Below are 13391 nucleotides of genomic sequence, written 5' to 3' on the forward strand. Positions count from 1 at the left end.
TCATGCAATTAGCGTACGCCGGTGACGATCACCTGGAAGTCGCAGTCGACCTGTGTGCCTGATCCATTGTACGTTTCGATGTCGATGTACGTCGTGCCATAGAGAGCGATTGTCGCGGTATAGTTGCCCGCGGACTGGCGGCAGCTCGCAACAGCGCAGATGTTGTTGGAATTGCCGAAAGCCGTGGTGAAGGTCAGCCGGTAATTACCCACGCCCGAGCGCGCCACCGTACAACCGAAACTCGCGAGTGTGGTGAGGGTCGTGCCTGACAAGTCAACACGCGCCCAGGCGTACACCACATTGTTCACACCCACGGAACCGGCCGCAGTGCTCGCGTTCGACGTCGCGATGAAGCGGGTACCGGAGACTTCTTCATCCGCAGTGATCTTCCCATCCGCAGAGATGTCCCCTTCCCGGTCAATCGTGACATCGCCACCGCCACCATACGTTTTCAATATAGGCGCGTTGGCCGTAGTGCTGGTGTTTTGGAAATTCGCAGTGGGATACGACGTACTGGTGTTAACACCGAAATACGCTCCACCTGTCGAGGTGTTTCGGGAGTACACAGTGTTGGAGCCTGAGGTGATGGCCGATTCACCATAGAATGCGCGGCCCGCGTTTGCCTTCGCCTGAAATGCATCGGATGAGGCCGATGTGCTTTTCGACTCCGCGTAGACGGCGTTTTCCGTCGACGTCGTGTTTTCAATATGAAAATATGCCGCCTTGCCGGTGCCGTCCTGCCGCAATTCGATGCCTGTGCCGGTGGAGTTATTGTCTACATAGATGGCATTAGAACTACCGCCATAGGTGATGTTCATACCTTTGCCTGTACCGCCGCTCTTGGTAATCTCGACGATATTCCCCGCACTGGTGCTCCCGTTCCCGAATTTCGCCACGGAACCTCCACCGAGGTTGTAGACATCGATGGTTGCCACTGTGCCGCTATTGTTGCGGGCCTCAATGGCATTTCCACCACCGCCGTCGATATCGAGAGCATTACTGGACGTGGAAGTAGAATTTGTGACAATATACACTGCATCCTGCGTGGAGGACGCGTTGTTGATTTCGAACTGGGCAGCGCGTCCGGTGCCGGTGTTTTCCACCGCAAAGGCGTTTGTTGCGCTGCTCACGGTGCCGCTGTACGGCAACGTCAGTCCACCCCCGCCGCCGCCCGCGGCTGCGATGGTGATGGTGTTCGCCGCGTCGTTCGGTGTGATGGTGACATTGGCGCCCGCAACGAGGTTGATGTCGCCGCCGTCGTTGGACACGCCCGCGATGCTCGACACCACGTTCGGGGCAATCTTTGCGGCCGTGACAGCGTCGTTGGCGATCTGCGTTGTGCCGACTGCGTTGGTGGCGATCTTTGCATTCGTCACAGCGTCATTGGCGATCTTGGCCGTCGTCACCGCGTTGTTTGCGATCACATTCGAGCCGGCCGGTCCCGTCACGTCACCCGCCAGCACCACGGCGCCGGGCGAGGCATTGATGGTCAGGTTGCCGCCCGCGCGGTCGATGGTCACGCCAGAACCGGCAAGAACCTCGGCCTCGGTGAGGATGCTGCTCTGCAGTTTGCTGGCGGCGATGTTGGCGCCCGCCGCCACACTTGCATCGGTGATCGAACCCGGCGCAACACCGTCGGCTGTGCGCGCGTGGAAGCTGTACGCGCTTGTGCTCAGCCGCACGCGGGGTGTCATTTCAGGATCGACGCCCATCTTGATGCCGAGAAAATACTGCTGGTCGAACAGCGGTGTCAGAGGCACGGCGGGATTGCCCCGGCCGAGGTGCACCGCAAAAAGTCCCTTGGTCACAGCCACTGTCGGATGTGTTTCCTGCCACAGCGCGGTGCCACCGCTCTCGACAGTATACAGCGCGAAAGTGAATGAGTAATTGCCGTCCGCGACGGGCGAGCCCGCCAGATCCGTGACGTAACCCTGGTAGGCCATGCTCTGCGGCACGCCTTGCGCCAGCAGCGCCGGCCCGAGGAGCAGCGTCAGAACAATGGTGAAGACACAATTGCGCATGATACCTCCTGAGAAGTTGGTGGGTGGGATATGGGTGATGGCTCCAAGCATCAATTCAGCGGACGAGTTCGTCCGAATCCGAAACAGTGATACGTCTGTCGTGAGCAATCAGTAGGAGAGTGCGACGCAATCGCCGGTCCTGAACGCACCCTCGCGCGCCGGTTCCAACGATGAACATGTAATGGTTAGCGGGAATATACGGCGAATGATCGCAATATCAATACTTGCTGGTGTTTTTTAGTGATAATAGGATATAATTTGTCCGAATAGAGAGAGCGACGGAGTGGGGAGTAGGGAGTAGGGAGTGGGGAGTAGGGAGTAGGGAGTGGGGAGTTGGGAGTAGGAGTAGGGAGTGGGGAGTAGGGAGTAGGGAGTAGGGAGTGGGGAGTTGAAGTGGGATGCACGGCGGGAAGCCATTCTACTTTGCCACTTTGCTACCTTGCTACTTCGCACGTGTCATGTTGAACGTGTGACGGGGGAGTGGGGAGTTGAAGTGGGACGCACGGCGGGAAGCCATTCCACTTTGCCACTTTGCTACCTTGCTACCTCGCACGTGTCACGTGTAACGTGTAACGTGTAACGTGGAACGTGTAACGTGGAACGTGCGCCGGGGGGAAGGGATGGGATTTTTCCCGCCATGGGCATTTTGTACCTTTGAAACACAAATTCGATACGGGGCGCCTGTTCCATCACAATGATCCGTTTCTCCCTGATATTTCCGGTCTTTCTTATCCTCTGTACGATTTCCGTGCATGGGGAGGACCGGTCGTACACGGGTGCGTTCTCCTGCGGTCTACCGCAAGCCCGAATCGACAGTCTCGACACGGCTCTGGTGCTGATCGACGACTCGCTCACGGCGGAGCCCGATACGGCCTTTGTGTTTCCAGTGAAAAACGCGGTCGATACGCTCGTCACATACGCGGCGAAGGACTCGGTGGTGTACCGGCTCCGTCAAAAACGTATGGCGCTGGCCGGGAGTTCGTCCATCGCCTATGGAGCCATGAACATCAAGGCCGAACGGCTCGTGTTGGATTGGGACTCGTCCACCATTCGCGCGGAGGGTGTACCCGATACCGCACAGGGCGCGGGAGCAAAAAGCCTGGGACGGCCCGTGCTGAAGGACGGCGGCGAGTCGTACGAGGGCGAATCGATGACGTACAACTTCCGCACCAAGCAGGGAGTCATTTCGCAGGGCGAAACGTCCATCGACGACGGTTTCTATCTCGGCAAACGTATCAAACGCAAATCCGAAAAGACGTATTTCGTGGAGGACGGTCAATACACCACGTGTGACAATCCGGATCACAAACACTTCTATTTCGGATCACCCAAAATGAAGTTTGTGCCCGACGATGTGATCATCGCCGAGCCGATCTATTTCTTTGTCGAAGACATTCCGCTCTTTGCCCTGCCTTTTGCCGTGATCCCGAGCCAGGGCGGCCGCAGTTCGGGCATCATTCTCCCGGCCTTCGGGTACGACTACGCCCGCGGACGCTACCTCACGAACGGCGGCTACTATCTTGCCGCCAGCGATTACTGGGATGCGCGATTCACGGGCGACATCTTTTCGAAGGGCGGTTACAGGGTGGGGGTGGACCTGAACTACAAACTCCGCTATGCTTTCGCGGGATCCATCAAGGCCTCGTATGGAAGGCAGACCTTCCAAATCGGATCTCCATACCTGCCCGACGATCAGCCGCGTACCGAATACCGTTTCGATCTGCAGCACCAGCAGGAACTGGATCCGCAGTCGACCATCACGGCGAACATCAGCTATCTTACAAGTTCCTATTACCAGAGCTTCAGCAACAACATCAATCAATTGTTGAATCAAAACGTGTATTCCACCGCCGCCTATTCCACGGCGTGGGAGGGAACCGGTCGTTCGCTGTCGGTGAACATGTCCCGCAACCAGAATCTGCAGGACGGAACGAGCAACAACGTCCTCCCCGACATCACGTTCAACCAGTCGCAGGTCTTCCCATTCAGGAGCGGGTCCGGAACCGGCACCGAGGCGTGGTATGAAATGATCGGATTCAATTACACGGCGCATTTCAAAAATTCGATCGACATCCTGAAACACACGAGAATTTCGAACTCCGACACCAGCGTGGTGAGCGCCCAGTACGACAGGCGCGGCATCTCGCATTCGGTCGGTTTTCTTCTAACACCCAAATTAGGCTACATCACCATCTCTCCATCGCTCAGTCTCACCGAGCGCTGGTACGACCACCGTCTCGAGCGGTCGTACGACAGGTCCACCAACTCCGTGGTCGCCCGCGACGTGCGCGGATTTTATGCGCTGCACGGTTTCCAGAGCGGCGTGGCTGTCAGCACCAAATTGTACGGGACCCTCTCTCCCAACATCGCGGGCATACAGGGTGTGCGGCACACCGTGGAACCGCGCCTTTCGTACACGTACAATCCCGACTTCTCGACCCCCGGCTGGGGGATGTATCAGTCCTACCGCGACAGTCTCGACCGCGAGGTGCGCTACGACCCGTACACCGGCTATGCCGAGCGGCCGGCGGAAGTGTTCGGCGGCGTGAGCGCGTTCGAGTCGCAGACGCTCGGTTTTCAACTCTCGAACATCTTCGAAATGAAGCTGGATCCCGCCGAGGCCGACACCACAATGACGCCAAGGAAATTCCGCCTTCTCGACATCTCGCTCGGATCCGCCTATAATTTTGTGAGCGACAGTCTGAATTTGTCGGATGTAAATCTGGACTACCGCACCAACATCGGCGGACTGTTTGATGTGTACGGCCGCGCGAGTTTTTCGCCGTATCAGTGGCAGAGCGCGCGATACGGTCTCGACACCGCGGGCGCACTGGTCATGATCGAGCAGGGGCATGTCGTGAATTCGTATCTCGCGCAGACGGGCGGCCCGCTGCGTCTTACAACTTTCGACTTCCACCTCACTTCGACGCTCACCCAGGAACTCTTCACCAGTTCCACGCGTGATACATCGGCGATGCCTGCCAGCACTGCGTATCGTATTCCCTGGTCATTGTCCTTCGGCTTCGATTACGGGATGGACCAATACAATCCCGACGCCCAGACACGGTCTGCCAGCATGCGCGCGAATCTGAGCATCAGCCCCACGCCCGGCTGGCATGTCACTGCGGGGCTCTACTACGATCTGCCGTCGCGCACACTCGGCACACCCTCGCTCAACATTACGCGCGACCTGCATTGCTGGGAGATGATGTTCAATTGGGTTCCCGCGGGGCCGTATCGCAGTTTTTCCCTCGTCATTCGTGTCAAGGCGCCGCAGCTCCAGGACATCAAACTCGAGCGGAAAGGCAGCGACCGCGGGGTGTATGGGTATTAGAATTCAGAATTCAGAATCTAGAATCCAGAATTCAGAATTCAGAATTCAGAATACTGAACGCAGAACCGAAAACACGGAATACATAGCGGACATTTGATTCACTCCATTCCCCCCATTCACTCGATGTTACGATACAGCCGCCTTATAAAGAACTTCGCCAGACACTTCCCAGGCAGTGAGGCCGAGGGGGTGCGGCGGGTGCCGGGCAGGGTGAATCTGATTGGGGAGCATACGGATTACAACGGGTATCCCGTGCTGCCGATTGCAATCGACCGCGACATGGCCGTGGCATACCGGCGCCGCAACGATTCGACGGTGCGCATCAGCAACAGTGAGGGGCTGTATGGCGAACGCATGTTCCGGCTTGGTTCGGTGGATGCGATGTTTCCGCGGGGGGATTGGGGCAACTACGTCATCGCCGCCGCGCGGGAGCTGCTCGACGAAGGACTGATCGACATCGACCGCGGCATGGATGCCTGCTTCGACAGCGGCATCCCCGTCGCGGCCGGACTCTCGTCGTCCTCCGCCCTGCTCGTCGCGGCCGGACTCGCGCTGCTGGCAGTCAACGACACGGCCGCCGATCCGCTGTACCTTGCCGACGTGTTCGCGCGTGCCGAGCGGCACGCGGGCATCGAGGGCGGCGGCATGGATCAGGCGGCCGCGCTGCTGTCGGCACGCGGCACCGCGCTGTGCATCGACTTCTATCCGCTGCGCGCCCGCCGCATCCAACTGCCCGCGTCGATGGCCATCGTCGTCAGCGACAGCCTGCAGCGCGCGCCGAAGACCGCGGCAATGCGCCACGCCTACAATCTCCGCGCCGTGGAATGCCGCCTGGCCTTCGCGCTCGCGCGCGCGGCGCATACGGAGGCGGGGGCGCGTGTCGACGGCGCGGAGCGGCTCGCCGATCTCGACGGCGCGGGTGCCGATGCGGAGACGGTGCTGGCCAAACTCGCGGGGGGACCGCTGCAGCTTTCCGAGATCGCCGCGCGGACCGGAATGGGAGAAGAGGATCTGATACTCTCATTCTGCACGACCCGCGACGGGTCGGTGGTGGAAGCGGGGCCGGACGGATTCCGCGTCGCGGAGCGCTACCGCCACGTGGTGCGCGAAGCGGCACGTGTGCGCGCCGCGGCGGACGCTCTGCAGGCCGGCGAGATCGCCGCCTTTGGCGATCTCATGAACGCCTCGCACGAAAGCTGCCGCGACGATTTCGGGATCAGCACCGCGGAACTCGACACGCTGGTCGCCATCGCGCGCGCAAACGGAGCGCTCGGCGCGCGCGTCACAGGCGCGGGATTCGGCGGATGCACCGTTTCGGTCACACCGCCGCAGCTCGTCCCGGATCTGCTTGCCGCCTTGCGGGCGCAGTACTATGAGCCGCGCTCCGATCTGCTTGCCGCCCAGGGGCGCTCGATCGACGACGCACTGTTTGTCGTGCGGGCATCCGAAGGCGCGGGTCCGGTGGAACTGCGGGGATGAACGCCTCATCCCTTGATTTGCACAGGGATCGCCGCGCGGCATTGCTGCAGCTCGCGCGGACCTGCGGCGACCGATACTTCGATCCGGCGCGGCGCATCTGCCTCATCGAACGCGACACCATCTGGTATGCCATCGCATTGCTCACGGACGAGGAAACACGGCGGCGTGATCTCGGCCGCGCGCTGCTCCGCGAGACACCCAGCGTCGATGGTACACACACACCCGCAACACTGCTTGCCATACTGCATACATCCGGTCTTGAACTTTCGCCGGAATTACGCGTGACGTTGGAAGGGCGCGTCCGTTCCCAGCTCGTGGCCGCCGCCGGAGTCGGCTGGCACGACGGCAACGTGAATCATCCCCTCGGCGCCTGGGCCACGCTCATACTCGGCGGCGAGATGTGTAACGAGCCCTGGGCCGTGGAACTGGGCGTTCAGGCCCTCGCGCGTTTCAGGGCGGTGACGGGCGACCGGCGCCGCACAGGCCGCAGGCAGGCCGACATGTCGGAGTATCACAGTCCGACCTACACCGCGCTCGACCTCTGTTTCCTCGCCCTCATCGCCGAACACGCGCGTGATGCGCGCGCCCGGCGTCTCGCGGCCTTCCTCGAGGCCGGACTCTGGCGCCTCACCGCGCTTCACTACCACGCTCCCAGCGCGCAATTCGCCGGACCGTTTTCCCGCGCGTATCAAGACGACAGCAGCGGCGGCTATTCCGGCCTGCACAGCATCTGGTACGCCGTCTTCGACAGGCAGGATGTGTATATCGATCCCTCCATCGCACAGCAGTTTGAACATCTGTCCGCGTATCTGCAGAACGGCCTTGTGGCACTGACGCCGTTTCATCCGCCATCGGACGTCGAAACATGTGTGTTCCATAAACCTCTTCCATTCGAGCTGCGCCGCTCCACATACGGCGAGGCGTATCACGAAAATGCCGCGGGCAGAGGTTTCGATACGGAGGTGTATCCCGGCGGCTGGGCCGAGCTGACCACATATCTCTCGGAGCATTTTGCGTTGGGGACGGCCACGTCGCCGTACGTCAACGGCGCACACTCCGATGCCATCATGCTGCGCATCGCGCGCAGGAGTCCGATCCGCGGCCGCGGGGACTTCCGGTCGTTTTTCACACGCGGCGTGTACAACGACGCACATTTCGGACAGGGGAATCCTTTTCACTGCACGGGAGGCGTCACGGACGCGAGTTATTATCCCGAACAGGGACGGCCGTTCACGGTACAGCACGGCGGCAGCGCTTTGGTGATGTACGCCGCGAAACGATCCGGCCACAACGGTGTGACCTCGTTCCGCGTCGAACTCGTGTTCGGTTTCGACGAACCGTTCCGGCGGCTGCGTATCGGCGACCGCGAGGTGACGGACTTTCCGGCAGAAGGGAAGGCGGGCGAGCGTATCCTGTTTGACGACGGCACCGTGTATGGTCTCATCGTTCCGCTGACAGCGGCACCGGTTCCGGAAGAGGCCGGATGGACCGCAGACATCAGAGCCGGTCACCTTGTGTTCGGTCTGCACAATCTCCGACACGCGCCGCGCGACTACCGCCGCGACGAGGTGTCCACCTGGCGCAACGGTTTCGCCATACACATCGTCGAGGCGTCGGCCTATCCGGATTTTGAGGCCTTTGCCGCCTTTTGCGACACCATAGTCGTGGAGGAAACAATGGACGCCGACGGCACGCGCTGCGCGTCGATGCGCGGCGGTGTCGCGCTTCTGCTGCGCGCGGACACCCGTGCCGAGCGTGTAGTGGAGAGGCGCGCGGGGGATACGGAGCTGACCTGGGCGCACTGGTATTTAGAAAGCGACGACGAGGCGCTCCGACACATACCGGCCCCCTTCGGGCGCGAGGCCTGGGAGGATTTCGAGGCGGAGGTATGAGCGCGAGACATTCCGCGGGGAGATCATTATCTTTCACCCTTCCCGTGTATTGCGCGCGTTGCGGCGCGTTCATCCCATCCCCAACACTGTGCGACTATCGCGATTCCAGGGCTATCTCTTCATCTCCCCGTGGCTGGCCGGATTTCTCCTGCTCACCGCGGGTCCGATGCTCTATTCGCTGTATCTGAGCTTCACCTCCGCCACGCTTCTCTCGCCGCCTGTCTGGATTGGATTCGACAATTACAGGGCGATATTCCGTGACGACGCGCTGTTCCCCGCGAGTCTCGCCAACACATTCGTGTACGTGGCGTTGGCCGTGCCGCTGTCGATAACCTTATCCCTGGCGCTGGCCTTGCTGCTGCACGCACCGCTGCGCGGCCTCCCGCTGTTCCGCGCGTTGTTCTACCTGCCCTCCATCGCAAACATCGTCGCGGTGTCGGTGTTGTGGATATGGATGTTGAATCCGGAATTTGGTCTGGTAAACGGACTGCTGCGCGGCATCGGCATCGAGGGGCCCTTGTGGCTGCAGAGCGAGGTGTGGGCCAAGCCGGCGCTGGTCGTGATGTCGCTCTGGGGTATCGGCGGCATGGTTGTCGTTTTTCTTGCGGCGCTCGAAGGTGTGCCGCGCGAATTACACGAAGCCGCCCGCATCGACGGCGCCTCCGCCGCGCGGCGTTTCTTCCGCATCACACTGCCCATGATCTCGCCCGCCATGCTCTTCAGTGCGATCATCGGCGTGATCGGCGGCCTGCAGGTGTTTGCACAGGCGTATGTCATGACCGGTGGCGCGCAGCCGGGGAGCGAGGGCGGGCCCGGCAACGCGACACTGTTCGCGGTACTGTACATCTACAAAAAGGCCTTTCAGGAATTCCGCATGGGTTATGCATCCGCCCTTGCCTGGATCCTGTTCCTGATCATACTTGGCGCCACCGTGGCGGCGATGCGCCTCGCGCGCTCGCGGGTCCATTACGAGGGAGGGGACGCCGCATGAGCCACGGACGCGCGGCGGTGCCGGTCATTGCGCGATACACCGCGGCCTATGCCGTCCTCACAGCGCTCGGCGCGCTCTTCGCGATGCCCGCGCTGTGGATGATCTCGTCGTCGCTGCACGATTCGGCGGGTGTGTTTGCACAGCCGTTCCGCTGGCTACCGGCCGAGCCGCATTTCGAGAACTACACGCGCGCGCTGCACATCGTGCCATTCGGGCGCTTCTTCATCAACACGATGCTCGTCACCGTGCCGAGCGTGCTGTTCACCGTCGTGTCCTGTTCCCTGGTTGCGTACGGTTTCGCGCGGCTGCGCTTTCCCGGACGCGACCTGCTGTTCTCAATCTGCCTCGCGACCATGATGCTCCCCGGACAGGTGACGATGATCCCGCAGTACATGCTGTTCGCGCGGCTGGGATGGATCGACACGCTGCTGCCGCTCATAGTGCCGAGCCTGTTCGGGACACCGTTTTATATTTTTCTTCTTCGCCAATTCTTCCTTACCATACCACGCGAGTCCGACGATGCCGCCCTCATCGACGGCGCCGGCCGGCTGCGCATCCTCTGGAGTATCGTGCTCCCGCAGGCGCGACCCGCGCTCGCAACCGTGGTGCTCTTCAGTTTTATCAATTCGTGGAACGACTTCTTTACGCCTCTGCTCTACATCAACACGCCCGAACACGCGACACTCACGCTCGGACTCAACATGATGAAGACGCAGATGCTCGGTTCGGGCGTGGTGGAATGGAACACCCTGATGGCCGCGTCGGTGATGGTGATGGTGCCAAATGTGATCCTGTTTCTGCTGGCGCAGAAACACTTCGTGCGCGGGATCGCCGCGGGCGCGAGGATGGGATGAACGGAGCGGGCACGGGTCGTCGGCGCGGGTGGATTCACTTCTCAGTCGGAGCAGAATGAGTGCCGTGAACATACATGGACCTGTGAAGAATCGCGCGGCCGCGGGCCTGCTGTTGTGCGCGCTGATGCTGATACTCGGCTGCGTGAAAACCGAGCGTGGCGACGAAATAGTGTATCAATGCGCCGCCAACACCGCCGAGGTTGCCGCCCTGGAAGCCGACATCCCTGCGTTTGCCGCGCAGAGCGGGATCACGATACGGCTCAATCCCTTTTCGGGCGACGAGAAACTGCTGGCGATGATCGCGGCGGGGCAGGAACCCGACATCTTCTACGCGAGCGCCTCATTGCGCGACCGCCTCGCGGCGGAGGGGCATCTGCTGGATTTGCGCACGGTCGGCGAAGGGGATCCCTTCGTCGCGCGCCTGTATGAAGCAGCGCTGCAGGACGGCCGCGCCATCGACGGAGGGTGGTACAGTTGCGGAAACTGGGCGTTCACCTGCGGCGTGTATTACAACCGCCGGCTCTTCGACGAGGCACGGATCCCATATCCCGACACGTCGTGGACCTGGGACGACATGCAGCGCGCCGCCCGCGTACTCACGCGCGATAAAAATGGCGACGGCAAGACCGACCAGCACGGCATCTACATCGGGACACACTTTGTCGAAACACTCGAGCGCATGAATCACGCGCCCATAGGGCGAGATGAGATGCTGCTCTCCATCTCGCCGGAAGCGCGGGAGGTGTACGGAAAATATCTCGCGCTGCTCGACGCGGGCCTGATGCTCGATCCGCGGCGCGTGCAGGCGATGGGCATGCAGCCCCCGCAGATGCTTGAGAACGGTACCGTGGCGATGCTTGTCGAAGGTCTTCCGAATCCGTCGATGTATGCGGCGCTGCGCGTGCCCTGGGGCGTCGCGCCGCTGCCGCGTTTTGCCGGGAAGGCGCCCCTGTATTTCCGGTCGCGCAGCGGCGGCCTCTGCATCAGCGCGCGCACAAAAAATCCCGCGCGCACGTGGGCGGCGCTGAAATGGATCATCGGCACCGCGTCGGCGTATCAACCGAATCCCGTGCTGCGCGACGTTGATTTTACGGGAGGGTGGGAGGCACGGTATCCGACGCTGCGCGGATCCGGCTTCCGCGAGGTGTGGGAGCGCAGTCTCGTCAACGATGGCGGCGATTCACGATACTTTGCGCGGCTCTCGAGCTGGACCATGAATCCCATCATGGAACGCTTCCAACCCCTGCTCGACCGGCTCTGGGCGCGCGACATCGGCATCGACGCAGTGCTCGCCGAAATCCCGTCCATCAACACCGCCGTCGAAGCCGACCTCGCGCGTATCCTGCGCGAGACCGCCCTGAAACCCGCGTTCCGCCGCGCGCTCGAGGAACGAATGCACGAACTCGCGCCGCGGAAATCCTCCGATCACTCAACCGCCCCATGAGCATGCGCTGCACCTACCTCCCCAGCGGTCCCTCCTCCGGAGTCCTTCAAGTGGACGGCGCCGATGCCGCCATCATAGAGGATCTTTCTCTCCGTGATATCCGATTTTCCGCGGACGCGCCGCCGCTGCTCGGCACACGTCTGCCCGTGCCGCTGTACTGGCGTCAATACCATCGTCACGAGGAACCCGGGCGCAGCGTTTCCTCCGCCGCCACCGTCACACAGATATCGCAGTCCGCGGGCAGTGTCTCCGTGCGCTGCGAGGGACGCACCCCCGACGGGACGGTGTTGAGCCGCGTCGACCTCATGCTGCGCGCCGACGACCGCACCGGCCAGTTCGAATACCATGTGACGGCCGCACTCGAAGTGGACGACGGTGCGGAATGGAGCGTGTCGTGGCATGCGGACCATGGCGATATCGAATTCCTGAACCTCTGGCCCGAGGCCGTGTTTACGCCGGAGAGGCCCGAGGACAAACGGTACAGCGCATGCTGCGTGCTGCGGCCGGACGGTATCCGCCACATTCCGCACCATCATCTGGAATCGCGCGACAAGAAAAACATACCGCTGCACGGAGGTGATGTGTTCGCCTGGCTGCTCGAGGACCACAATCCCGCCGTCGAGATCATCGCGCCGGCGGTTGTCGAGGCGGGCATCTGCGCGTACATGTGGGACGCACATTTTGGTGTGCGCGTGTGCACGGACGGGCGGGACGCGGTGCTCACAGGCGGCAGGCGTGTCACAGCCGCGTACCGCCTTTTCACACTGTCGCGTCACGAGGGTGAGTTTATGCTCTTCACCGCCGACAGTGACGACGATCCCTCCCTGCTTGACGTGCCTCTTGTGGAGGAAGGGCGCTCGCTGTTCGACACACACATCGCGACAGTGCTCGATCCGGGCACGGTGTGGCCCTGGAATTTTTCGGGCGCCCCCGGTGCGAGCGGCGGACTCGATACGCCCGACGGTCGCGCCGGAGCGCGTTCCCTGGTGATCCGCGGCGCGGAGGGACTTTCACGCTGGGAGGCCACAACTCTGGGTCCGGCCTTCGGGGGTGCACCGTTCATAGCGGGCGGGCGCTACCGCCTGCGTGTGTCGGTGAAGACGTCGCTCGAGCGCGGCTTTGCGCGTATCGCGCTGCGCTGGCATCGCGAAGGGCGCGCGGGCATAAGCGATCCGAACACCTACGAGCGTCTTTCGTCGGCCGGAGTCGGTCCGCGCTGCGATTGGACCGACATCATCATCGAGACCGATGCCATCGATCCCGCGCCCGACCGCCTCCACATACTCCTCGAAAGCGCGGGCGAGGGCGAATGCTGGTTCGACGCCGTCGAGTTTCAGCGCATCGAAGCGCAAGGCGGGGAAGGATCCGGCGTGTGA

The 13391-nt window shown here is 61.8% G+C and carries 8 protein-coding genes; 7 read left to right on the plus strand and 1 reads right to left on the minus strand.

Features of this window, described 5'->3' with window-relative positions; all coding sequences use genetic code 11:
* Positions 1-8: 8 nt before the first annotated feature.
* Positions 9-2021, minus strand: coding sequence for a hypothetical protein (locus tag HY962_12745; protein ID MBI5647790.1), 2013 nt, complete (start codon positions 2019-2021; stop codon positions 9-11).
* 694 nt (positions 2022-2715) lie between these two features.
* On the opposite strand from HY962_12745, the gene HY962_12750 reads away from it, so the two are divergent.
* The 7 genes from HY962_12750 (at position 2716) to HY962_12780 (ending at position 13391) form a co-directional block, all read left to right on the plus strand.
* The gene (locus tag HY962_12750; GenBank protein ID MBI5647791.1) at positions 2716-5355 is read left to right on the plus strand and encodes an LPS-assembly protein LptD; all 2640 of its coding nucleotides are present in this window, start codon (positions 2716-2718) and stop codon (positions 5353-5355) included.
* Positions 5356-5478: 123 nt separating this feature from the next.
* Complete coding sequence (gene galK / locus HY962_12755; GenBank protein ID MBI5647792.1) at positions 5479-6834, plus strand: galactokinase; 1356 nt, start codon at positions 5479-5481, stop codon at positions 6832-6834.
* Positions 6831-8726 (plus strand): hypothetical protein, encoded by a 1896-nt coding sequence (locus HY962_12760; protein MBI5647793.1) that lies wholly within the window; start codon positions 6831-6833, stop codon positions 8724-8726. Before galK ends, HY962_12760 begins: the two co-directional genes overlap by 4 nt.
* A gap of 166 nt (positions 8727-8892) precedes the next feature.
* A complete protein-coding gene (locus tag HY962_12765) occupies positions 8893-9717 on the plus strand; it encodes a sugar ABC transporter permease (protein ID MBI5647794.1) in 825 nt (274 codons plus the stop codon).
* Positions 9714-10571 carry a carbohydrate ABC transporter permease gene (locus HY962_12770; protein MBI5647795.1) on the plus strand — a complete coding sequence of 286 codons (858 nt, stop codon included), beginning with the start codon at positions 9714-9716 and terminating at the stop codon, positions 10569-10571. The genes HY962_12765 and HY962_12770 overlap by 4 nt, the downstream gene beginning before the upstream one ends.
* A gap of 55 nt (positions 10572-10626) precedes the next feature.
* A complete protein-coding gene (locus HY962_12775; protein MBI5647796.1) occupies positions 10627-12015 on the plus strand; it encodes an extracellular solute-binding protein in 1389 nt (462 codons plus the stop codon).
* Positions 12012-13391 (plus strand): hypothetical protein, encoded by a 1380-nt coding sequence (locus HY962_12780; GenBank protein ID MBI5647797.1) that lies wholly within the window; start codon positions 12012-12014, stop codon positions 13389-13391. Before HY962_12775 ends, HY962_12780 begins: the two co-directional genes overlap by 4 nt.

It is taken from the genome of Ignavibacteriota bacterium (assembly GCA_016218045.1).
In the GTDB taxonomy this organism is placed as follows: domain Bacteria; phylum Bacteroidota; class Ignavibacteria; order SZUA-365; family SZUA-365; genus JACRFB01.